This is a genomic window from Thalassotalea sp. SU-HH00458 (assembly GCF_040362795.1).
Lineage (GTDB): Bacteria > Pseudomonadota > Gammaproteobacteria > Enterobacterales > Alteromonadaceae > Thalassotalea_H > Thalassotalea_H castellviae.
The window spans coordinates 387,681-414,670 of sequence record NZ_BAABWW010000002.1; the positions used below are offsets into that span (position 1 = coordinate 387,681).

Genomic DNA, 26,990 nt, shown 5'->3' on the forward strand with positions numbered 1-26,990 from the left:
TTAAAATAAAAAACGCTAGAAAGTTACTTACTAGCGTTCCATATTTAAATGCTATTTTATTAAAAATAGTTTTTATTATTTTATTTTTCTGCGACGTGATGCTACTAAACCTAACGTCGCTAAACCAAATAATGCGATTGTTGAAGGTTCTGGAACCGTTGCGGTACGTAAATCCCAACCAATAACATCAAATGCCAATAAATCGTAACCAGTGACATCTACAAATTCACCTGGTGCCGCGGTTGGATCTAATGCGCCAATATCCAAATGATCTTTCCAATGACTTGCTTGATTGCCATCACCCGTAACTATGCCGGTAGACATTGGTGCTAAGTTTGTTGCGCCACCATCAATCGAGAAATAGCTATTTCCTCCCGCTCGAAAATCTTTAACGCCCGCACTTACTTGATAGCTTTCCTCTGAGTAACGGAATAAGTCTAAAGTAGCGGCAATCGCATAGTTATCTAAATCGAAAGCATAATCTGAGTTTGGATCGTTATCGTTATATCTATCATATACATCCACACCACTTACAAATCCTAATGCATGGCCAATCTCATGGATTGCTACGCCAACAAAATCCCATTTATCCGAATCAATACCGTCAGAAGGGTCAAAATCAAATGCAAAAGTGTTACTAAAGACAATATAAGCATCAGAGTTTGAGAAAGGATTGCCAAAAAGATCGGTTGTGAAACCTAATGCCTTAGCATTTGCTTGGGTCATATCTAAAAAAAAGTTATCGTTAGAGCCGTCTGCATCATGCTCTGTGATATCATTGCCATTAATATCTTGCTCAGTATCTAAAAAAGTCATCCCGCACATTGGTTCGCCTTGTGGGGCACATTGTAGGTTATTAGTGGCAATTTGATCTCCTACAGATGTAGCATCGTCAATCATTTTATAGGCAGTATCGTGGTACGATTGCAGCGAATATGTTGAACTAGTACCACCTAAAGTGGTTTCTCCAAGAGAATCAAAGGCAATTGTTAAATTAACAGTCACACTGTCGGTAAACATACTTTCCCAAAATGATGCTGCTTGCTGGAAGCCAGCTAAGGCTTGTTGCCCTTTGGTGTCAGCAAATTGACTAGGCTCATAGTCTAAAGCAATGGTAGTCGCATTAGCCGTGGAAGTTGCTAACATTGCGCTTAAAACTGCGCCGGTAAGTAATGAAGTTTTTGACGTAAACATATATCGTATCTCTAAAGTTATTATTTTGATTATTACGGTCTGAAAATGTTAATTTTTTGTTAAGGTAGATGTATGCGATTTTTGTTCCAACATATTTTATTCTTTAAAAACAGGTTGTTAGCATGATGTTGAAATATTGGATTTTAATGTTGTAAAAAAACTCGACACTTAATTGTGATATTTCAGTTACATGTAGAATGCTTTTTATATTCGTTTAACTCAATATCTATAGGTTTTATCGGTTATTTATTCTTTGTTGGTAGTAAAAAGTGAAGAATACATACCACTAATAGAAAATGAACTAAAATTGGCGTAATAATCCAGTAAGAATATTGCGCTAACAAGTCAGCTAAAAACTCATAGATAGATCTCCTGATACAATTCCAGAAATTGCTCAAATATAATTTAGGAAAAATTGTTTCCTAAGCTTACTAATGTTTGATCTTGGATAATTTTGGAATCGGAATTTTGCGAGATAAAAATGAAGGTTCAGTGTCTCTATGTGAAGCATTAAAAGTCACATTGTCGGATACCAACATGAGTTTGTCGGTTAAGTGTATGAGACAGAGTAAGAAATAAAGTATGATTTGTTTATCTTTATAATTTTGAAAAAATTAAATTCAATTATGGTGTTACTGCGGACATTTTTACTTTTTTTCTTCATCTATTCGACCTCATCAGGTGCGCAATTATTACCTAACCCTAATTACATCAGCTATAACATTGAAGATGGGTTATCCAATAGTATGGTATACACCATTAGTCAAGACGATGATGGTTATATGTGGTTCGGTACTGAAGATGGACTGAACCGTTTTGATGGTAAGAATTTCAAGGTTTACCGTTATGATCCGACTGATAGTAAAAGTTTGGCAGGGAATAGTATTAATCAGGTTTACTTGGCGCCTGATAATTCGCTATGGATCGCGACCCACAATGGGATTAGTCAATATGATAAGAAAATGGACAGTTTTAACAACTTCAGTGTTTCTAACGGCTTGTCTCACAATAACATTCAATCAGTGCTTAAAGTTGGTAAAGAGCTATGGTTAGGTACCGATAATGGTTTAAATGTTGTCAACCTAATAACACAAGAAGTGACCGTTTTTCCTATTAATGATAACGGTCAAGGTACGAGCCATAAATGGATACGCTCACTCGCGCATCAAGGAAATTACGTTTGGATTGCTACATGGGGAGGCGGCTTAAATCGCTATGATCTTAGGTTAAAGCGTTTTGACTACTTTCGTCATGATTTGCATGATAATAGGAGCCTAAGTGCCGATACTGTATATTCTGTATTTAATGCGGCTCAGAATGAAATTTGGCTTGGCACGGTCCAAGGGGGCTTAAGTCGTTTTATCGCAAATTGTCAGTGTTTTGAACGATTAAACCCAAGTCAAGGCTATCAACAGGTAACAGTCCCTGATTTGGCTGAAGGTGCTAATTCGTTATGGGTTGCAACGAATAATGGTTTGAGTCAATTTTCATTTGAAACACAAACATTCAATCATTACTCAATGCTTAAACCTTTTGAGCTTGGCAATATCACCCGTGATATTCGCTCAGTATTTATAAGTCGTGATGGCACTATTTGGCTAGGTAGTTATCAAGGCGGTGTACTTGCTATTCCGGCGAATGGCTTTGCCATTCAAACCTATCAATATTCTGAACAGGCTCATAATAGCCTTATTTCTGACGATATAAATTCATTAATATTCAAAAATGGTTATCTTTGGACAGGTGCCGTTGGTGGTTTATTTCGCTATCCAATCAGTGATAGCGGAGCGTTAGGTAAAGCCGAGTTAGTGCTTGATGCCTTCACCTTAAAAATAGAACCATCCAGTGATGGCAGCTTTTGGTTGGCGACAAATAATGGTTTATATCACCTTGATGCAGAACTTAACACTATCTCATTCAATGATCATACCAAGCTAATACCCGACAAAGCAGGAGAAGGAGCCGTTTTAGATGTAGTTGAAACTGCCCAAGGTCAGATTTTCGTAGCGAATTGGCGTGGTGGATTAACAACACTGCTGGATGAATATCAGGGGGAGTTTAAGCAAGTGGGTGTTAATGGTGATGCACGTGGAATCAAAGCAAACTCTAATATTTATGCGCTTGCAGAAGACTTGAATAACCAACTTTGGATTGGCACGATGGACGGGGTGAATCGTTATGATATTGTAAATGATGAAATCTACCACTACCCATTACAATTAAGCGGTAACCAACCTCCAGTGACTGTGTATTATGTATATGTAGAAGGTGCAGAGCTATATCTTGGCACTAGCAACGGGGTTTATCAATATCAAACCTCTTCAGACACCTTTAAGCACTACCCCCTTCCTCTAAAAAGTCACTATATACAAGCAATAGCCAAAGAATCACAAAGCATTTTTTGGCTGTCGACATTCAATGGACTGTATCGTTGGGATAAATCAACCAATCAATTAAAAGCATTTTATAAACGTGATGGCTTACAAAGTAGTGAATTTAATACTAAAGGCGTTGCTATTGGAGATGATGGAAATCTTTATTTTTCTGGTATCGATGGTGTTTCGAGAATTCGTTCCGAACGATTATTGCAAAGTAATTCTGCTGCTAGTTTAAAGTGGATTTCACCCGTTAGCCAAACTTTAGTTAGTGATACCCTAAATTTAGAACTCACTCAATCAAAAAACACCATTTCGCTTGAGTACTTCGTCGATGATTTTTTTCAACCAGAACAACGCCAATTTAGATATCGTTTAAATGAAGGTAGATGGATAAATAATGGAAATGCTAGCAGTATACAACTTGGTGGTTTAGCAAACGGTTTATATCGTATTGAGCTGCAATATTCACGCGATAGCGAAGAATGGCAAAACGCACAAAGCAATGTACAAATATTAATAAGCCCCCCTTATTATCAATCAAATGTTGCCCTAGCTTTTTACTTCTTGCTCTTCATATTAATGGGGTATGGCTATTATCGTTATAGAACAAGCTTTCTGTTAAGGAAAAAAGCGCAACTTCAGAAAACAGTAAATGAAAAAACGGCTGAACTAGCCGCTACGTTGGAGCAAAAAAATCAGCTGTTTGCCAATATCTCTCACGAACTTAGAACACCAATTACGTTAATAAATGCCCCAATTGAACAATTAGCTCAACAACCTAATTTAACTGAGCAGCAAAAAAAGCTTATTTACTTGGCTCAAAATAATGGCAAACGATTATTTGGTTTGGTTGAACGGATATTGCATCTTAGTAAAGTTGAACAAAAAGAAAAGCAAGTTGAGCCCATTAATATTGATGATCTGCTTATTCGTTATGTCATTGCTTTTAATCCTTTGATGCAGCAGAAGAAGATTGAACTGCAACAGCAGCTTAGTAGCAATGCAATTATAGAAGCTGATAGAGAAGATCTGGTCTCCATACTGGAGAATCTACTTTCTAATGCGTTGAAATACACCCAAGCTGGTGGTTGGGTAAAACTCAACTCAACGCTGAACGCAGGAAATTATCAGCTTAGTGTTGAGAACAAGCATTCAGGATTAACAACTAAGCAAATCGACAAAATATTTGAGCGATTTGAGCGCTTAGGCCAATCCGATTCAGAGCAAGGCTTTGGTTTGGGTTTATCACTCGTAAGAGATATTTGCCGTCAAAATGGTTGGAATATAAAATGCTTAAGTAAAACTGGCTCTGTCATTTTTATTTTAACTATTGATGATTTTTGCATAGAGAGCAATCAAAGCACTCCAGCTCAAAGGCAAATCGTAGAGCTGGGCGCTAATAAAGCTGCATCAAGTAAACAAGAGCGACAATCATTATTGATTGTCGAAGACAATGATGAACTTCGTGGCTTTTTGGTTGATTTGCTATCAAGAGATTATAAAGTTACCAGTGAAGACAACGGTTCTAAAGGAGTAGAGGCTGCTATAGAGCAGATCCCTGACTTAATTATTTCAGATGTGATGATGCCTGAATTGAATGGTTTCTCGCTGGTTAAAGCCCTTGCTGAGCATGACAATACCAGCCATATCCCTACTATATTATTAACAGCAAAAGCGGATGAAGAAAGCGAATTAACAGGGCTCGAAGTGGGGGCGGTTGACTATATAACAAAACCTTTTGAAGCTCGTCAATTGCTCTTAAAAGTCAAAAATACACTAGAGCGTCAGAAACTAAAATTTAATGTTAAACAAAGTCAATATGAACCTATCGAAACCATTATGAATGAACGCGATCAACACTTCATTGAGCGTTTAAATCAAATCGTCGAACAAAGTTATGCGAATAATGAATTTACTGTAGAGAAGCTGGTTGATGCAGTGGCAATGAGTGAAAGGCAGCTACAACGGAAACTGAAGGCATTATTTAACCAAACGCCAGCCGAGTACATTAGAAATTATCGATTGCTAAAAGCAAAAGAATTATTGCTTGAAGGTAAATCCATTTCACTGACGTCTGATTTTGTGGGATTTAATTCTTCAAGTTATTTTAGCCGAAGTTTTAAAAGCGCTTTCGGACTATCACCAAAAGAATTCATAACAAAGCATACTAAATAAAATATAGCTGACACTGAAAAAGTCGGCTTTGTACACTTATCTGTCGGATTAGTTCACCTCCAAATAACTGAATTTACTTACCTTTATTATTATTCCCTTTTAACTTGAACAAAGGCAATTGAATGAGAACGTTACAATACTTTCTAATAACACTTTTATTTTCTATATCATCAGCTTATGGTACGGATTTCGCAAATTTTACAGATAATGATGATGTATATGCTTTATCATTAACACCCTCATCTAAATTAAGCACTGCAATAACTGAAAACCTCGATGGCAGTTATGATTATCAATGGGATAACTTGATTGTTTGTTACAGTCCGGCACTTGGCGGTCATGAAGAACAAGAGATGCTCAATAAAAGCGTGAAGTGGTTCTCTAAAACTAAAGTCACCCCTTTCTTCGAACCTATTCAATATGCGAGAAACATAGAACAAATCATTGAAACAATTGAAAATATTAATGAATATAAAAAAGAATTCTCTTTATCGAAAAATAAAAAGGTACTTGAGTGGATATCGCATAATCAACTAGGGTTAGAGAAATTATTTAGTATTAAAGATGATATGTCAGCTCAAATTAAAGGCAAATATATAAACTTAAATAACAAAGGAAGAATAAAATTAGGTTATGAATTTCAGGAAAGCCACTTTGCATTTCCCCAAAATTCTGATTTTGTCTTGGATGGTATTAGAGGTTTATATGGTCGGGTAAACTCTAAAAAATGCGATCGAATTCTTTTTACCGGAAATGAACTTGTCCTTTTAGTGTTAAATGAAATGAAAAAAGGTACAGATAAATTTGCAACAAAATATAGGACATATGGTTCCAAACACCTACTTAATGGTTACAAAAAATTTGTTACCGCGAAATCTTCATATCTGAATCAAGGTGACATCTACTACGATAATTTCGATGATGTGTTAGCTGACGCCAAGGTAATGTGGCAGTCTTCAGATATCTATAAGAGACAAAAAGTAAGTCCTTTGTCCTTAGAAAAAATTTTAGAGGCTGAAACCGGGTATTCATACTTTGATGAACTATCTCAAAATTTAGATAAAAAAATTAGTAATTTGACTGAAGTATACGATTCAGGTGAGGGGTACTTTTTAGGAAAAAGAGATAGATACAATGTCGATTATGAGTTTTGTAGTATCAAGTATATGGAAAATGAAGAAACGGGTTTTGCAGTATCAAGTCAATTGTTTCAGGGTGAACCTAAATCAAGTTATATTGCTCGAGACTTGAAAGCTTTATTTAATCACGTAATTAAGGATCTAAACCATTGTGGAATTATTTTAGCAAAAAACTCGGATCTAAAACTGCTAGAAAAGCCTTTTGAAAGAAAAAATATAAAATTCGAACTGCTACCTGTTTATAAAACCATCGAAGAATACGAGTTAGTAGATAAAAAAATTACTCAAGAAAAATTACAACGGAAAATATGGGAACAAGAACTAGCTACCCAGCAACGAGAAGTTATGTGCGGAACCTATTTAAAAGCATTACAAGCGGCATGTGCTGTAAATGGGGAAAACTGTTTACGATGGCAATATGTCAAAAATAGTTGTAATTAATTGCTGCTTGAAAATTGCAAAACTATAACTGCGATATATCTGATTGGACTTCCCAGACTTTGCTAGACACCAAATGAGTTACATTGTAACTTCAATTAGAGGTGTTTATGAGCAAAGGCAAACGGTATACCCAAGAATTCAAAATCGAAGCAGTGAAGCAAATCACTGAACGAGGTTATTCAGTTACAGAAGTGTCTGAACGATTAGGTATTTGTACCAAAACGTTATATCACTGGCGAAGTCAGTTATCAGAGAAACCTAAGCAAACCAAGTCATCAGATGAACAACTCAGGATCGCTAAACTTGAGGCTGAGTTAAAACGTGTCACGGAGGAACGGGACATTCTAAAAAAGGCCGCAAGGTACTTTGCCAGCAACCACGAGTAAATTACGGCTTCATCCGAGATCATCAAGATGAGTTTTCTGTCGTGGCTATGTGTCGCCTTTTCAAGCTGAACCGCAGCGGCTTCTATGCATGGTTAAAAAAGCCCTTAAGTGACAGAGCGATCGAAGATAATCGTTTGCTCAAGCTTATTAAAGAGTTCTATGTGGCCAGTGGCGGTACTTACGGCAGTCCTTGGATACACGCAGATTTACGTGAAACTGGTGAGCAATGCAGTGTTAATCGAGTAGCTAAGATCATGCGCCAGCATAAACTCAAAGCGCAAATAGGCTATAAACGTCGCCATATTAAAGGCGGTAAAACATCACGCATTGCAGATAACTTACTAGCTCGCCAGTTTAATCCTCCTGCGCCCAATCAAACGTGGGTGAGTGACATTACCTATGTGAGAACCTATGAAGGCTTCTTGTATGTAGCAACTGTCATGGATTTATTCTCAAGGCGTATTGTTGGTTGGTCGATGGATAAGAACATGGACAAACACCTGGTAATTAAAGCATTACTCATGGCTGTTTATCAACGACAACCCAAAGCTGAAGTGATGGTACATAGTGATCAAGGCAGCCAATATGGTAGTGCTGATTACTTAGCGTTTATGAAAGAACATAATCTTGTGCCATCAATGAGTCGGGCAGGAAATTGTCATGATAATGCGGTTGCTGAGAGTTTTTTTGCTACGATTAAAAAACGGATAATTAAACGCAAGATATACTCAACACGTAATGATGCGAAAGCTGAGATATTTAATTTTATAGAAATGTTTTACAATCCTAAAAAGCGTCACTCACATACAGGCGGTGTTTCACCTGCTAAATTTGAGGAAGCGTATTTTTCTGAACTAGAAACTGTCTAGTGAAATCTGGGAAGTCCAGTGTGCTCTCAACATTTTCAGTCAATAGCCCTTTAAACTTTACAAACTTATTCAATACTTCAGTAACGGTATAAATAGGTATTTCTATACACTTACTTAAATGAGCATCAGTATAAAACTCTTGACCATTTTTATTTTCCATATCGCCCTCACGTTTCTACATAAATTCACTAAGCCAAAAGTTGGTAGGTAATCAACTTCTTTCGGGAGCTACCCTAGACTTAGTAAAACTAGATAACGGCTTTTAAGCCTTTATTAGATTTATTAAGCATTCCATTTTGCGCATTTGATATATGCGCAGACCACCAATACATTAATTTGCGTCTGCGTTCTAAATATTCGGCGCGGTTATATGCGCGCCTTACTTCATTTTTATCCACGTGTGCTAATGCTGCTTCGATAACATCAGGATCAAAGCCTTGTTCATTTAATGTAGTACTGGCTAGTGCGCGTAAACCATGAGAAACCAATTCGCCAGCAAAGCCCATACGTTTTAATGCCATATTTACACTTTGGCTATTAGCGTGTTTGGTTGGGTCGCGGTGATTGGTAAAAAGATATTCTTTACCGTCAGACATTGAGCGGATAGTTTCTAATAGTAAAAGTGTTTGTTCAGTCAACGGTATGGTGTGTGGCTTTTTCATTTTCATCTGTTCGGCAGGGATAACCCAAACTTTGTTTTCAAGGTCTATATCATGCCAACGTGCGGTTGCTGCTTCTATTGGTCGTGTCATGGTATGAAGTTGCCACAGCACTAAACAACGAGTAGTGCGTAATAAATTAGCTTCTCGGATCGCTGCCATTAATTCGGGTAATCGTTCAGGCTTAATGGTAGCCATGTTTGTTTTTTTTGCGGCTGGAAAGAGCTTGGTAATATCAGCTAAGTAGTTAACCTCTATAATGCCTTGCGCAACCCCTAATCGCATTACTTCGTTAATGTTACGGCATAGTCGTTTAACTGTTTCTAAGCTGCCTTTATTAGCGATAGGAGTTAGTAGGGTGATAACGGTTTTAGGCTTTATTTTATCAAGTGGCATATTAGCTAGAGTAGGTAATACATGCCTTTCTAATCCTCGCCAGGCATGATTAGCGGTTTCTTCTTTTACTTGGGTAAGTTTTAAATCAAACCATTTTAGCGCTAATACGCCAAAGGTGTTTTCTATCGCTTCTTTTTTTAATAATGATTGTTCTTCTTTATGGATTTTGGGATCAATATCTTGGGCAAGTAATTCGCGCGCTTCTTTCCTTTTGTTTCTAGCTTGGGCCAGTGTTACTTCAGGATATTTACCTAATCCTAAGTTAGTACGCTTTTTTGTATAAGGTTGAGAATATTTAAGTACCCATAGCTTTGAACCATTAGGGCGCACTCTAAGTTGTAAGCCGTTACCATCGGCTAGGGTATATTCTTTTTCCCTAGCTTTGGCTTGTTTTACCTGTGTAGGGCTTAATGGGGTGATTATTTTAGCCATAATGTACCAATAAAATTCATCAAAAAAGCTGTTGGTACTATTGATGGTACATCAAATCCTGAGTTTTACAAATCGTCTTTGAGTCTTATTGATACATAAAAATAGGCGGTGTAGCCGTATTTACTGAATTTCAGACACAAAAAAAGACGCTAATGTGCGTCTTTAATCGTCTAAATGGTGGCCCCTCCCTGACTTGAACAGGGGACCTGCCGATTATGAGTCGGATGCTCTAACCAACTGAGCTAAGGGGCCATTTAGATTTGAAGTGTTATACAAAGCGGATTTGTAAAACGGCGTGCAGTATAAGCATTTTTTATTTTGTTGTCACTATCACTTAAATAAAAAATGATAATTTTAATGCTGTTAGCTCATTTGTTAAGCAACTAGCGCTGAAGTTACGCTAGTTGCTCTATATACTCACATTTATTGTGTTTTACTTAATCATTTAAATTGGCTATTTCGAAAACTTCTGAAAGGAAATATAAACATTAAACTAAGTAGTGTTAGCCATGTTGTGCTGCCTCCACCACTGCTTTTTTGCGGTGTCACTGTGATCACTTCTGTAGGCGCTACCACTGAAATGGTGATTGAGGCCGTCGTCGCAGCACCTCGGTAGTCTGTAGCGGTGAAATTAAACACTAATGAGTCTGCAGTAGTAGGAGCGATAAAACTTGCTGTTAAACTATCCGCGTTTGTTAATGTGATACTTGTACCAGAGGTTTGTTCCCATAAATAGGTCATTTCATCGTCGTTACTATCTGAGGCTTCTGCGCTAAGTTCTACCGTTTGTTCGGTGTTTACCTGAAAACTCTCGCCTAGGGTAACTGTTGGCGCTTCGTTTTTATCATCATCTGTGATAGTAAATAAAATTTCACCATGTGTGCCAACACGTGCATTATCGATAGCACTTAAACTAAGTACAAATGTTTCATTTTCTTCTTCTATTTCGTCGTTAATAATTGCGAGCGTGATCTCTTTGCTGGTACTGTCGCCATCAGCCCATGAAATCTCACCTGATATATCTTCAACATCACTGCCTAATGTGGCACTAGATGCGGTTAGTTGATAATTAAAAGTAAGCTCACCTGAGGTGCTACCGATGCGATTGACTTCAACGACATATTCACCAGTATTTTCACTTAAAGTTACTGCGGTTTCAGTAAATGTCCCCGAACCTGAATCGACGATTCCAATGATATTTACTGTCGCATAACTGTTCTCACCTAATACCGCACCATTAATAGGGTTGTATAAACGAATAAAGAAACTTTCTTGAAATTCACTAGCCGTTAAATCGTCTTTAATTTCAATGTTAATTGTTTTATCGGCATTATCATTAGCTGCCCATGTGAGTGTATCGTTTGCTACCACAAAATCAGAGCCGGCTTGAGCACTGCCTTGAATGATTTGATAACTTACTGCCACAGCTTCATTGGTTTCAGTGCCATTTCGTTGTACATCAATGGATAAATTGACGCCTTGTTCCGTTGTGAATGTATTCTTAGTAAAAGCAAATTTACCTTTAGCTGAGGTTTTAGCATTGTCTTTGAGTACGTATAGGCCACTGTTTATATCACTGACGAGGATATTACCCGATGGTAAAAATGGATAAACCCCCCATGCTCCGTTAAAGTTTGCACTATTGCTTGGTGTGTAAGTATCAAAAAAACCTACTTGTGTTGGCGAGGTAGGATCTGTGATATCTAATATAGTTAAACCGCGCTCATAATTAGACATGTAATATCTATTGCCACGAACAAAACCATTGTGGTCTATTGCTCTTGTTGGGCCTGTCCATTGTCCTACTTGTATTGGTGAAGTTAAGTTTTCGATAGAAAATATTCTTACCGTGGTATTTAATCCGCCGCGATTTTCGTCAAATTCGTCGTGTAATAATACAAATTGCTTATCTTCAGTGCCCCAACCAGAGTGGACATATTGATTACTTTTCGCAACATCGTTGTACTCTGCGCTACCTAATTGTGTCGCGTTTTCTGGGTCGGTGATATTCCATAGTTTCATTTCTTTTTCGTTAAAATCAACAAAAACCGTACAACTACCTGAAAGTAGCGCACAGTCATTAACTGCACGTTGGTCATCAACCACTAAAGACGTGCCATCGTGGGTATAGCCATTTCCATAGTTTTTAGCACTGCTTAAATTGAGTGTTGTTGGTGTGGCTAACGAGTAATTTTGAAATGCGCCACTTCTAGTGTTGGCACCAACAAGTTGTAAACTGGCGGTTTGATCAGGTAAGGGGATATTTAAAGAGTAATCTACATTACTGATATAGATATTATGGGAAGTACTGACGACGTTGTTTTTTTCAATTAAGCTAACGGAATGCGGTAAGTTATTTAAATCAATAATTGAAACGCCGCCATTATAACCTTCTGTTGTAACATAAGCATAGGCCTGCCATAAGTTTATGCTTTCATCGAAGTGTTGATACACTTTGACATCGCGCCAAGATGAATTAACTCCTGAAATGGTGCCAACTTCAACAGGTTCACTTGGATTAGACACATCCACAATGATCACACCGTTGTTTATGGTCATTAAGGCAAATTCATTGCCGGTATTTAAGTCGACATGTCCCCAAATATCACTGCCTGAACCAGGTTTACTCGACATTTGTGTTAATGGAAGATGCGCAAGTAAATCAATATTTTCACAATCAAAAATATCGGCTTTACCGTCAACACAGCTGGCATCTTTTTGACTTTCACTCAATTGTTGATAACTTGCTAGTTTTGTTTTTAACTGTTTGTCGTTTGCAAAAGATTTACCATCAGCGATGATATGAAATCCCTTTTTTCGCAATGTTTCTGTCATATCATAAGGGACATTTTTCAACGTAGTTACATTTGATTGTGGACTTTGCGATTGAAAATGATCAAAGCGATTATAGCCTCCATAAATTGGCACTAAGGCGCTTTTCAAATAAAACAATTCATCACTTGAGGTGATTTGGAATTCTCCAGCGGAAAGCAAAATTTTATCGCCTTTATTGGCTTGGCTCACTGCGTATGAAATAGATTTACAAGGTCTTAACACGTTGTCGCATCGGCTATTGTCTGTGCCATTAGGAGATACAAATCGAGACTTATCATGCTCAGAGTGACTGTAAGCACTGATACTGATAGATAACAGCCCAGTTAGGGATAAAAGCGTAAAAAACTTATTCATGTAAATTCCTTTTTCATTGCTCTGAAAATGAAATAATCAACAGGGCAGGTGAAAACTTATTTAACTTAAGTAAGGTTGTGGTTAACTTAAATGGTTTAACGATAATTATAACTTAGCATTAACGTCTCATATTTTGAATGTTTGCTCTGTTTTAAATGTTAATTTATTGTAAAATAAAATGTGCATCAACGAAGTGTCTAGGAATTTTGATGATAAGAAAATATACAGTCTATCTGTTTGTCATGTTGGTTATATGTGGCTGTAGCGAACAAAACAGCCAGGCAAAATTAGTGTTTGAGCCTTCATATAATGGGCAAGCTATTGCATGTAATAATACGATTAATCATCAAAATAATGAGTGGTCTGTTAATCAATTGCAATTTTTTATTAGCCAAATTCAGTTGCAAAATAAACAAGGCACATGGCAATACATGTCGCTAGCGAAAACAGCTAAACAAACTGAAAAAATCGCGTTAATTGGCAGTACTTGCCAAAAGACAGAGTTTGAACAGTGGCAATTAATCTTCAATGATGTGTTTGATATTACTGATTTTCAAGCGCTACGTTTTTCATTAGGCGTACCTTTTGAGCAAAACCATGTTAACCCTCTGGAACAACCGAGCCCGCTTAATGATTCTGCTATGTTTTGGGTGTGGCAAACGGGTCATAAATTTCTTCGACTTGAACTAAGTAGTGGGGCTGACAATTGGCTATTTCATTTAGGCTCAACAGGTTGTCGCTCGCAAAGTGTGATGCGAGCGCCTCGCGAGGCGTGTCTTTATCCCAATTTTTTTCAATTTGAACTGCCCTTGGATGATTCAAATACAATTGGTTTTGAGCTCAGTAAATTAATTGATGGATTAGAGCTTACAATGGAGACAAGTTGCCAATCTGAACATGATAACTTAGCGTGTCAGACATTATTTTCACGGTTAAATGAAAGTGGCGAACAAGCGGTATTTCGAGTTCCAGTTAATGATTAATCGATGCGGTTTATTATTAAAAGGATCATTGACGACGGCTACCTTGATGATAGTCATGTTGACTCTTGTGAGTTGTGGCGAAAATAAAAAATCAACAGCTCAATATCAATGGTCAATTCCACAAGGTTTTCCAAAGCCGCAAGTGCCAAGCAATAATGAAATGTCTACTGAGAAAGTCGCATTAGGTAAACGACTTTTTTATGATAAAAATTTATCATTTAATCGGCAGCAATCATGTGAAAGTTGCCACCAACAAGCGTTCGCCTTTGCTGAGCCTAAAGTAACTTCGGTGGGAACAAGTGGTGAAACTCATCGACGAAACGCCCCCGCACTTGTCAATATTGCTTATAATAAAACCTTAACTTGGGCGCATGATGGTTTAACCTCGTTAGAGCAACAAATTCTGATCCCTATGTTTGGAGAATCTCCAATAGAACTGGGGATTACTCATCATGATTCCGAGGTGTTAGCTCGTTTTAACACCGCAGAATATAAGCCACTGTTTAGCGCTGCGTTTCCAGGGCAAACGATAAGTTTTGATTTAATGGTTAAAGCATTAGCGAGTTTTGTGCGAAGTCTAATCTCGTTGAATGCGCCATTTGATCAATATGCTTATCAGGGCGATGATAGTGCGATTTCAACATCAGCGTTACGTGGTATGAATTTGTTTTTTTCGGAAAAGCTAGAATGTCACCATTGTCATGGAGGTTTTAATTTTACCCAATCAACTAGCCATGAAAAGCAATTAATTGACCGTCGACCTTTTCACAATACAGGTTTATATAATGTAAAGATTGGAAATAACGTTATCGGTTACCCTGAAATAGATGTCGGACTGGCCGAAATTTCTACGCTCGCTCGTGATAATGGTCGTTTTAGAGCGCCAACGCTACGCAATGTTGAAGTAACTGCACCTTATATGCATGACGGTAGCATTAGTACCTTGTCGCAAGTGTTAGACTTTTATGCCAGAGGCGGGCGTAAAGTTTCTGAAGGTAGCTATCAAGGAGATGGTCGGGAAAACTCATTGAAATCTCCTTTTATTAAAGGTTTTGAGATGAGCGCACAAGACAAAACTGATTTGATCAACTTCTTGAAAACACTAACTGATCAATCTTTTTTAGTAAACGCTGAATTTGCAAAACCGGTAGTAAGAAGCCAATGATATCTACAAAGTACTAAGTATCGCTTTAATTTAGAATCGGTTTATTTTAATGAAAAAAAACTCCAGCTAATAAGCTGGAGTTTTTAAAATATATCACATAACGGATTTTATTTATTCACCGTCTAAGAAACTTTTCAGTTGTTCAGAACGAGAAGGGTGACGCAGTTTACGTAAGGCTTTCGCTTCAATTTGACGAATACGTTCACGTGTTACATCAAATTGTTTACCTACTTCTTCAAGCGTGTGGTCAGTATTCATGTCAATACCAAAACGCATTCTTAACACTTTCGCTTCACGGGCAGTTAAGCCTGCTAATACTTCATGAGTCGCATCTTTTAAGTTTTCAGATGTTGCCGAGTCAACTGGTAATTCACCGCTGCCATCTTCTATAAAGTCACCTAAATGTGAATCTTCATCATCACCGATAGGCGTTTCCATTGAAATTGGCTCTTTAGCTATTTTTAATACCTTACGAATTTTATCTTCAGGCATGATCATACGTTCAGCTAATTCTTCTGGTGTTGGCTCACGTCCCATTTCTTGCAACATTTGACGTGAAATACGATTTAATTTGTTAATCGTTTCAATCATATGTACAGGAATACGTATGGTTCTGGCTTGGTCAGCAATAGAACGAGTAATCGCTTGTCGGATCCACCATGTAGCATACGTTGAGAATTTGTAACCACGACGGTATTCAAATTTATCAACCGCTTTCATCAATCCAATGTTACCTTCTTGGATTAAATCTAAGAATTGTAAACCACGGTTGGTGTATTTTTTCGCGATAGAAATTACAAGACGTAAGTTCGCTTCAACCATTTCTTTTTTCGCACGGCGAGCTTTAGCTTCACCAATTGACATACGACGGTTAATATCTTTTATGCCATGTACATTTAAGAAAGTTTCTTCTTCTAATTGATTTAACTTATAAATACAACGTTCAACATCTAGTTCAATATCTGCCATTTTTGCAGAATGAGGTAAACCAGCGGCTTGTTGTTCTTCAAACCAATTTTTAGAAGTTTCATTACCTGGGAATATTTTGATAAAAGTCGCTTTTGGCATGCCTGCACCAACTACACAGTGCTTCATGATCAAACGTTCTTGCACACGTAAGCGATCCATTACGCTACGCATATTCTTCACTAATTTATCGAAAACCTTAGGTACTAAACGGAACTCTTTAAATACTTCCGCGAGTGCATCAATGGCTGTTTGTGCGTCTTTATGTCCACGACCTTTTGCCGCAATAACTTTGTTTGCACTTTCATAAGCTTCACGTAAAAGAGTGAATTTTTCGCGCGCTAATTCAGGACAAGGACCTGTATCTTCTTCTTCCTCGTCTTCGTCGTCATCATTGTTATCATCTTCATCTTTAAGTTCTTCTTCAGATAATTCAGAACCAATGTGAGTTGCTGCTGCTGGGATCTCTTCTTCTTCTGCATCAGGGTCTAAAAAGCCAACAATAATGTCGCTTAAACGGCCTTCTTCTGCTTCAAAATTATCCCATTGCTCTAATAAATAATTAATTGCAGGTGGGTATTCAGCAACTGAACGTTGCACTTCTTTGATACCTTCTTCGATACGTTTAGCGATAACAATTTCGCCTTTACGTGTAAGAAGTTCAACGGTTCCCATTTCACGCATATACATACGTACAGGATCAGTTGTTCTACCAATTTCACTTTCAACGGTAGCAAGTGCCTGAGCTGCAGCTTCTGCCGCATCTTCATCAGTATTTGCTTCACTCATCATTAGCGTATCGCTATCAGGAGCATTTTCAAATACTTGAATACCCATGTCGTTGATCATACGTACGATGTCTTCAACTTGGTCTGAATCGATAATGTCTTGCGGGAGATGATCGTTAACTTGAGCAAATGTTAAATACCCTTGCTCTTTACCTTTGGTAATTAACTCTTTTAATCTAGATTGTGGGGCTTGATCCATTGACGAGTGTCCACCTAATTTATGGCTATCAAATTGAAAACAGTAAGCCGGAAATTATAGCCAATCAGTGACTAAATTACCAGCGATAAACTATTATCGTATTATTTATATGTTATATAGTTAAAATATGTTTTAACTTCAACCTGTTTAAGCTGTTAGCAGGCTATATAGCTCTTGTTTTTCTTCTTTGCTCAGCCCGTTTTTTTGCTCTTTCGCAATTAATTGTTCTGTGCGCTGTTCAATAAATTTATTCAAAAAACTTTCTAAAATATCTAAAAAAGTACTCTCAGCGTTTTCTGCTTCAACATAATGTTCAAGGCACATTAATTTTGTTAATTGCGCTCCTTCAGGTGTGCCGCGAAAATACTCAATTAATTGCGCACTATTAATCTTTTCATTTTCATTACACAACTGAACTAACCGGTTTAATAACGGCATTCCTGGCATATCTAATTGCTGTAAAATAGAGCTGTCAGGAATTGCTTTTACTATATGGGGATGCTCAAGCAATAATGCAATAGCCAGACGAATTGGCGTGATTTTAGGTTGTTTGTTTTTTGGTTTGTGTTGTTCTTTACTATGATGGCGACGCAATTCTTCTAAGCGTTTTTCACTGCCACGGGCAAACTTATTGGCAATCGATGAAATAATACTTTGCTTAAGAAAACTCTCAGGTAATTTATTTAGATAAGGCTGAAATAGCTCAACAAGTTTTGATGTGCCTTCATTGGTATTTAAATCGGTTTGCTCAGTTAAGTTATTGAGTAAAAATTCGGATAACGGCATGGCATTATCTAAAATATTTTCAAAGGCTTGTTGGCCTTGTTCGCGTATCAATGAGTCAGGGTCTTCACCATCAGGCAAAAAGACAAACTTTAACGAATAGCCATCGCGGATCAGCGGTAAGGCGTTGTCCATGGCGCGCCAAGCTGCATCTCGACCGGCTCTATCGCCATCGTAACAACAAATAACTTCTTTGACGGTGCGAAATAAAGTTTGCAATTGCTCTGGTGTTGTTGCTGTACCAAGTGAGGCAACGGCATAGTTTACGCCATGTTGCGCTAAAGCGACAACATCCATATAACCTTCAACAACCACTAGACGAGTAAGTTGTTTATTGGCTTTTTTAGCTTCAAAAAGTCCGTAAAGTTCTTGGCCTTTATGATAAATACGTGTTTCAGGCGAATTTAAATATTTAGGCGTGCCGTCGCCTAATACTCGACCACCAAAGCCTAATGTTCGGCCTCGTTTATCACGAATAGGAAACATAATACGGCCACGAAAACGATCATAAGGTTTGTTTTTATCCCCTTGAATCGCCATGCCTAAATCAATTAACTGTTGCGTTATGTCGCGGTTTTTTGCAAAAGCGCTCATCATGCCATCCCAAGCATCACTGATGTAGCCCATGCCAAAGTGTTTGACGATTTCTCCGCTTAATCCACGACCTTTTAAATATTCAATGGCGGTTTCTTTATCAGTTGCAACTTTAAGTTGTTGTTGATAGAACCGAGCAATACTGTCCATCAATTCGTAATCATTTTGCTTTTGTTGATAAGCTTGCTGTTGTTTTAATTGTTGTGCAGGTGATTGATTATTCTGTTCTCTTGGCACTTCCATATTATAATGAGAGGCGAGTTCTTCTATCGCGTCAGGGAACTCTAGTCGATCAAATTCCATTAAAAATGAAATGGCATTGCCGTGTTCACCACAGCCAAAACAATGATAAAATTGTTTGTCTTGGCTAACAGTAAACGAGGGAGATTTTTCGGTATGAAATGGACAGCAAGCTTGGTAGTTTTTACCTGCTTTTTTTAAGGGTACTCTCGAATCAATTAGTTCTACGATATCAGCGCGTGCTAATAAATCGTCGATAAATTGTCTGGGGATCATACCTGCCATGTCTTTTAAAAACCTATTTGAAAAGAGATTAGTGGTTCAAATAAATTTGACTACTATCAAAAATAACCTTGCTACTTTAGCGTAAATATAAAAAAACCGCATCTAAAAGATACGGTTTTATGTTCATCAAGAACGCTATAACGTGCTGTCATTGATCACGACAAACAACTAATTATGTTCCGATTGACTTTTAACTATTTAAGGCCGCTCTCACTTGACCACTTACCGAACCCATGTCTGCTTTACCTTGCATGGCAGGTTTTAATAGCGCCATTACTTTTCCCATGTCAGCCATAGAAGCTGCACCAGTTTCAGTAATTGCATTGGTGATCAATTGTTGGATTTCGTCTTGAGTTAGTGGTTGCGGTAGAAACGTTTCTAGTGCGACCACTTCTGCTTGTTCATTCGCCGCCATATCTTCTCGACCACCATCGGTAAACATTTTGATAGATTCTTTGCGTTGTTTAACCATTTTGGTTAATACCGCAATGATGTTCTCATCAGTTGCTTCCGTGTTGTGATCAATTTCAGCTTGCTTGATAGCAGACAATGCCATGCGGATAACGCCAAGACGTAATTTGTCTTTAGCTCGCATGGCATTTTTCATTTCATCTTTGAGTTGTATGAGTAAGCTCATAATAACTGGTTCAGTTAACTCAAATAATAACTAAGATTTTTCTTAGTACATGCGAACGCGACGAGCGTTCTCACGAGAAACTTTTTTGGCAGCACGTTTAACAGCAGCTGCTTTTTTACGTTTACGTTCCCAAGTTGGCTTTTCGTAACATTCGCGACGACGAACTTCTGAAAGGATACCTGCTTTTTCACATGAACGCTTAAAACGACGTAATGCTACGTCAAATGGTTCGTTTTCTCTTACTTTAATTACTGGCATGTACTGTTTTACCTTAGTTATGTATCTATATAAATCGGTGTTCGATTTCAGCCATTTGGCCTCATCTTCACCCACTCTATTAAAAATTGGTGCCGTATTCTAATGCTAAGGTAAGGTACTTGTAAAGTTATAAATGATTTTTATCCTGTAAAGCCGCTGGTGAAAAAAGTTGTTAACAGGTAAAATCGGCGACTTTACATTCATAGCAGAAAATCTGGGCTTATAAATAATGCGTATTTTAGGAATTGAAACCTCTTGTGATGAAACTGGTATCGCTATTTATGATGATGGAAAAGGCGATTTACCTGAAGGAATAGTTGCGCATCGATTATATAGTCAAATTGCTGTTCATGCAGATTATGGTGGTGTTGTACCTGAACTTGCCTCGCGTGATCATGTTAGAAAAACGATTCCGCTGATTAAAGAAGTCTTAGCGGAAGCTAATTTAACGCCGAAAGATCTTGATGGTGTCGCGTATACCTCTGGTCCTGGTTTAGTTGGCGCGTTACTTGTTGGTTGCTCTATTGGTCGAAGTTTAGCGTATGGTTGGGGGTTACCTGCTGTTCCTGTACATCACATGGAAGGACATTTATTAGCGCCCATGTTAGAAGATGATGTACCTGAATTTCCGTTTGTTGCTTTGTTAGTGTCTGGCGGTCATACCATGCTGGTTCGGGTTGATGGCATTGGTCAGTATGAATTGTTAGGTGAATCGGTTGATGATGCTGCCGGTGAAGCATTTGATAAAACGGCTAAATTATTAGGGTTAGATTATCCGGGAGGCCCAGCTTTATCAAAAATGGCAGAAACTGGCGTTAAAGGTCGGTTTAAATTTCCAAGGCCTATGACCGATAGACCAGGTTTAGATTTTAGCTTTAGTGGATTAAAAACCGCAACGGCAACCGCTATTCGTAAAGAAATAGACATACATGGCACTATGGATGAACAAACTCATGCGGATATTGCTTATGCATTTCAAGAAGCTGTGGTTGATACCTTGGCGATAAAGTGTCGCCGTGCCTTACAGCAATGTGAATTAACACGTTTGGTTATTGCTGGCGGAGTAAGTGCGAATACGGCCTTAAGAGCAAAGCTTGCACAAATTACGCAAAAAGTTGGCGGCCACGTTTATTATCCTCGTCCTGAATTTTGTACTGATAATGGTGCCATGATTGCGTTTGCGGGCATGCAACGTTTAAAGGCCGGAACTAATTCTGATTTAACGTTTAAAGCAACGCCACGCTGGCCTTTAGATAGCCTTTCTGCTATCTAAGTATTTGATATTACAATAGGAAATTTATCGGCAATAGATAAATTTTCTCTTGTAATCGCTTAAATTTTGAGTTTGTTATTTACTTTAGGCTCTGTGCCTTTTATCAAGCGAACAATATTTCCTTTATGCCGCATGATGATGAGCACCGAAAGCATGATCACCGGATAGGTGTAAATAGGTTTTAAGAGCCAGGTATAAAATGGGGCTAACGAAACGGCGACAATTGCGGCTAAACTTGAAAATCGAGTAAATTTAAGAATGGTCAGCCATGTAAAAATTAATAAACCACCTAAGTCTAGTCCTATTGGTAATAATACTCCAAATGCCGTGGCAACAGCTTTGCCACCTTTGAAGTTAAAAAAGACTGGAAACATATGGCCTAAGCAGGTGGCTAATGCAATGACGCCTAAATAGATAGGCTCAACATTAACAAAGTATGCACCCCACACAGGTATTGCACCTTTTAAAATATCAAAAATTAAAACACTGATAGCCGCCCATTTTCCGCCGATGCGATAAACATTCGTTGCGCCGGGATTTTTTGAACCTGTGGTTCGAGGATCAGGAAGGTTTAAGACTTTGCAAACTAAAACAGCACTGGATATTGAACCTAATAAATAGGCTGCAATTGTCAATGCAAAAGTGAGCAAAAGCATGTAAAAGTCCTTTTATTAGGGTGTATGGATGTTTATTAATTCAGTATTGTATAACTTAGTTCACTAGTTTTTCTACTCTTAGGCAGGTAAACTCGCCAATTAATTTGTAATATACCATTAATATTTTATAAGTGGTTGACCTCATCCCAGAGTATTCAAGCCATTTATCGATAAAAGAGTAGCGTTAAGATGGATAAAGTTTTTATTCGAGGGTTAAATATTCAAACCACTATTGGCTTTTTTGCTTGGGAAAAAGAAATAAAACAAACATTAGTCATTGATCTTGCTATGGGTTGGAATACGCAATTAGCTGCTGAAAATGACGAGCTTGATAAAACCTTAGATTACGCTGACATATCGGAAAAAATAGCCTTGTTTGCTAATGACAACCCTGTTGATTTATTAGAAACACTTGCTGAACGTTTAGCGAATTATTTAATGACAACGTTTCATATTCCTTGGTTAAAGCTGAGTATAGGCAAGCCAGGTGCGGTTCATAATGCTGATACCGTAGGAGTAGAAATTGAACGAGGTCAAGCGAAGTAATGGTGCAAGTATATTTATCGCTTGGCAGTAATATTGATCGTGAAAATAATTTAAAGTCTGGGTTAACTGAATTAACCGCCATTTATCATGAGTTAACGTTATCATCATTATTTGAAAGTGAGGCGGTTGGATTTGATGGCTCACCTTTTTACAATATGGTGGTGGGGTTACAAACAAACCAAACGATAGAAGAATTAAGTAAAACGTTACGTGAAATTGAATATAAATTTGGCAGAGAAGCAAACGCGAAAAAATTTAGTCCAAGAACGTTAGATATTGATATTTTACTATATGGCGACCTTGTACAAAGCGAGCCAGTTCAACTTCCACGTGATGAAATTAGTTTTAATGCCTTTGTTTTATGGCCACTCGCCGAAATAGCGCCACAACTATTACATCCTGTTTTAAAACAAAGTTACCATTCGTTATGGCAAAACTTTGACAAAAACACCCAAAAATTAGCAATCATTCCGTTTAACTGGCAAGGATAATCACCAGAAAATGAGCACTATTGAGATTTTTTTATTAGCCATAATTCAAGGCTTAACTGAGTTTTTACCTATATCAAGTTCCGCACACTTAATTTTGCCATCTGCGATTTTAGGTTGGCAAGATCAAGGTCTTGCTCTCGATGTTGCCTTACATGTTGGTACCTTGTTTGCTGTGGTACTTTATTATCGAAAAGAAGTCGGTCGTATGGCGGTTGCTTGGTTTGGCACCGTAGGTATCGGCCCAGAAAAAAATAATCAATCATTCGATGGAAAATTAGCATGGTGGATTTTATTTGCCACCATTCCTTTAGGGGCGGTTGGCTTTATTGGTCATGACTTTATCGACGCAAACTTAAGAAGTGCAGCGGTGATAGCGGCAACCACTATATTGTTCGGCTTATTACTTGGCTTTGCAGATTTCTCAGCAGGTAAAAGAAAAGCAGAACAAAACGTCAGTATCGAAAACTTAGGCCTAAAGGGTGCGATGATTATTGGTTTCGCACAAATGCTAGCATTAATACCGGGTACTTCACGTTCTGGTATCACCATGACTTTAGGTTTAATGCTTGGTTTAAGTAGAGAGAATGCTGCACGATTTTCCTTTTTATTGTCGATTCCAGCGATTGCGATGGCAGGAGGGTATTTAACTTTAAAACTAGCTTCCTCTGCTGATGCAGTTGATTGGCAAGTACTAGGTTTAGGGAGTGTGTTAGCGTTTTTAAGTGCTTATGCATGTATCCATTACTTTTTAATTTTAGTGGGTAAACTAGGCATGATGCCATTTGTTATATATCGCTTAATACTCGGTTTTGGTCTTGTATGGTTTCTAATGAGTTAATCCGTGACTTATTGTTAGTGACAAATGACTTAAGATATCACGCGCTTTAATAGCGCGTTTTTATGTTCAGGATGAACGGTATAACGTAATCACATGGATGTGAAAGAGCGTATATGTTCAGGATGAACGGTATAACTTAATCACATGGATGTGAAAGAGCGTATATGTTCAGGATGAACGGTATATCGTAATCACATGGATGTGAAAGAGCGTATATGTTCTTTAGAAATACTTACCTTTTGATCATTATTCATGATGACACTTTACGTAAACGTTAAATAGTTGATGAGAAATTTTTAATCTTTGTTTAGTATAGTGGGATTGAAAACTACTTTACAAAAATGAGTGATCCTAATGAATCTTTCGTTAACTGAAGAACAGGTCATGATTCAAGACATGGCACGTAAATTTGCTGAAACAGAATTGGCACCTGTTGCTGCTGAGCTTGATGAAACACAAAACCAAACCATATTTCTAGAAAATTTAGCGAAGTTGACTGAATTAGGTTTTATGGGCTTAAACATAAAAGCTGAATATGGTGGCGTAGAAGCAGGCACTGTTGCTTTTAGTTTAGCGATCACTGAAATTGCACGCGCTTGTGCTTCAACTGCGGTAACTACCTCAGTAACCAATATGGTTGCAGAAGTGATTCAAGCCATTGGTAGTGAAGAACATAAACAAACATATTTACCTAAATTATGCAGCGGTGAATATCCAGCGGGCGCATTTTGTTTAACGGAAAGTGGCGCGGGTTCAGATCCTGCAGGTATGAAAACGACGGCTGAATTAGACGGCGACGAATATGTCTTAAATGGCAATAAACTTTATATTACCAGCGCAAGCTTTGCGGGCATTTATGTCGTTTGGGCGGTGACAGATACCAGTGCGCCTAAAGGGAAAGGTATCTCTTGTTTCTTAGTGGAAGCGAATACCCCAGGGATCACTGTCAGTAAAGCGGAAGAAAAAATGGGCCAGAAAGCATCGCCAACCAATGAAGTGAGCTTTGACAATTGCCGCATTCCAAAAAGTGCATTAATGGGCGGCGAAAATAAAGGCTTTGCGGTTGCAGTAGGTGAGTTAGCAGGTGGTCGTATTGGTATCGGCTCTTTGGCGCTAGGTATTGGCTTGGCTGCGATGGATTACGCCCGTGATTATTTGACTGAGCGTAAACAATTTAATCAGTCGTTATCGAGCTTTCAGGGCTTACAGTGGAAATTAGCCGATCGGTATACCGAACTTGAAGCGGCAAGATTATTATTGATGCAAGCGGCATATACTAAAGAGCAAGGATTACCATTTGGTAAAGAAGCTTCAATGGCAAAATTATTTGCCGCAGAAAAAGCCAACACAGCTTGTTATGATGCACTGCAAATGATGGGGGGAGCAGGTTATATTAAAGAATATCCACTTGAACGTTTCGCCAGAGATGTGCGAGTTACCTCGATTTATGAAGGCACCAGTGAAATCCAAAAGGTGATTATTTCAAGAGCATTATTAAAAGAAGTGAGTTAATTATTCTCGAAAAGTACCGTTACGAACATAAAATGTAACGGTACTTAATTTTTTAATAACTCAGCATTAAGGAATTAAGTACTCACTTTATTGGTATTGCCCAATGTCGAAATTGAATTTTTTCCTTGCGCTTTGGCTTGATACATAGCGTTATCAGCAGAGATAAACCATTCATCCGCTGAGTCTTTAGTATGTAGTTCGGAGATACCGATACTACAAGTAACGTTAGGGCAAGCTTCACTTTTCATTTCTTGCAACGCTTGTTGAAAACGTTTTGCTAAAAGTATAGCTTCATCTATATCGGTTTCAGGACATAATAATACAAATTCTTCTCCCCCCCATCTTGCTACTATGTCTGAGTTACGGGCACATTTGATCAGTACATTCGATAGATTTTTAAGAATATCATCACCGACTTTATGCCCTAAGGTATCATTGATTTGTTTAAAGTCATCGATATCAATCATGATCAAGCATGAGCGTGTGTTGTATCGGTCTTTTAACTTAATTTGTTGATTGATCATTTCAGCTAAATGAGATCGATTATAAAGCATCGTAAGTGGATCTCTTATGGCTAGCTCAGCAAGCTGCTTATTTTTAGCATCTAATTGCGCATGTAATGCTTTTAATTTTTTATTTTTACTAGCTAATGCTCGACTAAAACGCACTGAGCGTGAATATCCCACATAAAGGATAATAAAAATTGCGCTGAAAAAACACGCTAAGCCAAGCACTAAAGTGTAATCTGTTTTATGAACAAAGTTCGTGGTTTTAAAATAATCAAAGACGGTTTGATGATCTTGCTCTGAAATTTTACTAATCGCTTGATTTAAATGAGGTAGTAAAAATTCTGAATGTTTATTGACACCAATTCGCAATTTGTCTTCGAGTTCCGCGATACCAACAATTCTTAACTTGGAAAATGAAGCGTCTTGTATGATTTTATTCGCGCTATAATAAGAACCGACATAATAATCTATTTCTTTGGCTTCAACTTTTTCCAAACCTTCTAATTCATTATTTACAGCGATAACATTTATATGAGGGAAGTTCTTTTTCAAGTAATGATATAAGCGATAATCTAATACAACTGCAATTGATTGCGTGGTAATACTCGATAAATTGCCGATCATCGGTTGATCATAATGAGCATATAAAGCATTAGGAGCATGAAAATATACATCAGAAAACGTTAAAAAGTGATCCCTTTCTGGTGACTGATTAAGCATTGAAATGAAATGGCATTTGTTTGTTTTCACAAACTCTAAGGTTTGATGCCAATCTGTTGTGGGGACAAGCTGAAATGTCAGCGGCGACTTCTGACTAATAATGTCTAAATATTCTTTTGAAATTCCTTCATGCTTTTTATTGTGGATAGCTTCATAAGGTGCCCATTTAGGATCAACACAATATTTAATTTTAGTTAACTCTGCTTTTTGAGCCCAAGCAATGCTTCCCCAAAATATTAAAGTGACCACTAGTAGGCAAAGGATGTTTTTAAACAAATAAAACCTTCTT

Annotated in this window: 19 protein-coding genes and 1 tRNA gene; 10 read left to right on the forward strand and 10 right to left on the reverse strand. The window is 37.8% G+C overall.

The annotated features are described in order from the left end of the window. Positions 1-75: 75 nt before the first annotated feature. Positions 76-1,194, reverse strand: coding sequence for an NF038122 family metalloprotease (locus ABXH06_RS04635; protein WP_311579525.1), 1,119 nt, complete (start codon positions 1,192-1,194; stop codon positions 76-78). A gap of 605 nt (positions 1,195-1,799) precedes the next feature. On the opposite strand from ABXH06_RS04635, the gene ABXH06_RS04640 reads away from it, so the two are divergent. The 3 genes from ABXH06_RS04640 to ABXH06_RS04650 all read left to right on the forward strand — a co-directional run bounded on the left by ABXH06_RS04640 (position 1,800) and on the right by ABXH06_RS04650 (position 8,582). Then, positions 1,800-5,747 carry a hybrid sensor histidine kinase/response regulator transcription factor gene (locus ABXH06_RS04640; RefSeq protein ID WP_353517442.1) on the forward strand — a complete coding sequence of 1,316 codons (3,948 nt, stop codon included), beginning with the start codon at positions 1,800-1,802 and terminating at the stop codon, positions 5,745-5,747. A 122-nt stretch (positions 5,748-5,869) separates the two neighbouring features. After that, the gene (locus ABXH06_RS04645) at positions 5,870-7,327 is read left to right on the forward strand and encodes a hypothetical protein (protein ID WP_353517443.1); all 1,458 of its coding nucleotides are present in this window, start codon (positions 5,870-5,872) and stop codon (positions 7,325-7,327) included. A 107-nt stretch (positions 7,328-7,434) separates the two neighbouring features. Beyond that, a protein-coding gene (locus ABXH06_RS04650) for an IS3 family transposase (RefSeq protein WP_353517444.1) occupies positions 7,435-8,582 on the forward strand; the annotation gives its coding sequence in 2 pieces (ribosomal slippage) (positions 7,435-7,672 and positions 7,672-8,582; 1,149 coding nt in all). 248 nt (positions 8,583-8,830) lie between these two features. Here the strand turns inward: ABXH06_RS04650 and ABXH06_RS04655 are convergent. The 3 genes from ABXH06_RS04655 to ABXH06_RS04665 form a co-directional block, all read right to left on the reverse strand. After that, a complete protein-coding gene (locus ABXH06_RS04655; protein ID WP_353517445.1) occupies positions 8,831-10,069 on the reverse strand; it encodes an integrase domain-containing protein in 1,239 nt (412 codons plus the stop codon). A 175-nt stretch (positions 10,070-10,244) separates the two neighbouring features. Further along, positions 10,245-10,321: transfer RNA gene (locus tag ABXH06_RS04660), tRNA-Ile, on the reverse strand. Between the two features lie 189 nt (positions 10,322-10,510). After that, positions 10,511-13,258 carry a choice-of-anchor B family protein gene (locus tag ABXH06_RS04665; protein WP_353517446.1) on the reverse strand — a complete coding sequence of 916 codons (2,748 nt, stop codon included), beginning with the start codon at positions 13,256-13,258 and terminating at the stop codon, positions 10,511-10,513. Between the two features lie 209 nt (positions 13,259-13,467). Between ABXH06_RS04665 and ABXH06_RS04670 the strand changes: the two genes are divergently transcribed. Together ABXH06_RS04670 and ABXH06_RS04675 are read left to right on the forward strand one after the other, a co-directional pair. Continuing rightward, the gene (locus ABXH06_RS04670; RefSeq protein WP_353517447.1) at positions 13,468-14,241 is read left to right on the forward strand and encodes an MbnP family copper-binding protein; all 774 of its coding nucleotides are present in this window, start codon (positions 13,468-13,470) and stop codon (positions 14,239-14,241) included. Continuing rightward, positions 14,234-15,406, forward strand: coding sequence for an MbnH family di-heme enzyme (locus ABXH06_RS04675; RefSeq protein WP_353517448.1), 1,173 nt, complete (start codon positions 14,234-14,236; stop codon positions 15,404-15,406). Before ABXH06_RS04670 ends, ABXH06_RS04675 begins: the two co-directional genes overlap by 8 nt. Positions 15,407-15,517: 111 nt before the next feature. On the opposite strand, the gene rpoD is transcribed toward ABXH06_RS04675, so the two are convergent. The 4 genes from rpoD to rpsU all read right to left on the reverse strand — a co-directional run bounded on the left by rpoD (position 15,518) and on the right by rpsU (position 20,156). Then, positions 15,518-17,359 carry an RNA polymerase sigma factor RpoD gene (rpoD, locus tag ABXH06_RS04680; RefSeq protein WP_311579571.1) on the reverse strand — a complete coding sequence of 614 codons (1,842 nt, stop codon included), beginning with the start codon at positions 17,357-17,359 and terminating at the stop codon, positions 15,518-15,520. A 147-nt stretch (positions 17,360-17,506) separates the two neighbouring features. Then, positions 17,507-19,261: a DNA primase gene (gene dnaG, locus ABXH06_RS04685; protein ID WP_353517449.1), complete on the reverse strand. Its 1,755-nt coding sequence runs from the start codon at positions 19,259-19,261 to the stop codon at positions 17,507-17,509. 190 nt (positions 19,262-19,451) lie between these two features. Then, positions 19,452-19,898 carry a GatB/YqeY domain-containing protein gene (locus ABXH06_RS04690; protein WP_311579576.1) on the reverse strand — a complete coding sequence of 149 codons (447 nt, stop codon included), beginning with the start codon at positions 19,896-19,898 and terminating at the stop codon, positions 19,452-19,454. A 42-nt stretch (positions 19,899-19,940) separates the two neighbouring features. Beyond that, positions 19,941-20,156 carry a 30S ribosomal protein S21 gene (gene rpsU, locus ABXH06_RS04695; protein ID WP_076420232.1) on the reverse strand — a complete coding sequence of 72 codons (216 nt, stop codon included), beginning with the start codon at positions 20,154-20,156 and terminating at the stop codon, positions 19,941-19,943. Between the two features lie 229 nt (positions 20,157-20,385). Here rpsU and tsaD point away from each other — a divergent pair, with 229 nt between their 5' ends. Then, positions 20,386-21,429, forward strand: a complete 1,044-nt coding sequence (gene tsaD / locus ABXH06_RS04700; RefSeq protein ID WP_353517450.1) for a tRNA (adenosine(37)-N6)-threonylcarbamoyltransferase complex transferase subunit TsaD — start codon at positions 20,386-20,388, stop codon at positions 21,427-21,429. A gap of 59 nt (positions 21,430-21,488) precedes the next feature. Here the strand turns inward: tsaD and plsY are convergent, their stop codons facing one another. Further along, positions 21,489-22,085, reverse strand: a complete 597-nt coding sequence (gene plsY, locus ABXH06_RS04705; RefSeq protein ID WP_432280226.1) for a glycerol-3-phosphate 1-O-acyltransferase PlsY — start codon at positions 22,083-22,085, stop codon at positions 21,489-21,491. Positions 22,086-22,274: 189 nt separating this feature from the next. Here plsY and folB point away from each other — a divergent pair, with 189 nt between their 5' ends. From folB to ABXH06_RS04725, 4 genes are all read left to right on the forward strand, one after another. Next, a complete protein-coding gene (gene folB / locus ABXH06_RS04710) occupies positions 22,275-22,631 on the forward strand; it encodes a dihydroneopterin aldolase (protein WP_311579586.1) in 357 nt (118 codons plus the stop codon). Further along, a complete protein-coding gene (gene folK, locus ABXH06_RS04715; protein ID WP_311579590.1) occupies positions 22,631-23,122 on the forward strand; it encodes a 2-amino-4-hydroxy-6-hydroxymethyldihydropteridine diphosphokinase in 492 nt (163 codons plus the stop codon). Before folB ends, folK begins: the two co-directional genes overlap by 1 nt. Positions 23,123-23,132: 10 nt before the next feature. Then, positions 23,133-23,960: an undecaprenyl-diphosphate phosphatase gene (locus ABXH06_RS04720; RefSeq protein WP_311579593.1), complete on the forward strand. Its 828-nt coding sequence runs from the start codon at positions 23,133-23,135 to the stop codon at positions 23,958-23,960. 354 nt (positions 23,961-24,314) lie between these two features. Then, complete coding sequence (locus ABXH06_RS04725) at positions 24,315-25,472, forward strand: acyl-CoA dehydrogenase family protein (RefSeq protein WP_353517451.1); 1,158 nt, start codon at positions 24,315-24,317, stop codon at positions 25,470-25,472. 74 nt (positions 25,473-25,546) lie between these two features. Here the strand turns inward: ABXH06_RS04725 and ABXH06_RS04730 are convergent, their stop codons facing one another. Further along, positions 25,547-26,977 (reverse strand): diguanylate cyclase, encoded by a 1,431-nt coding sequence (locus ABXH06_RS04730; protein WP_353517452.1) that lies wholly within the window; start codon positions 26,975-26,977, stop codon positions 25,547-25,549. Positions 26,978-26,990 lie beyond the last annotated feature (13 nt).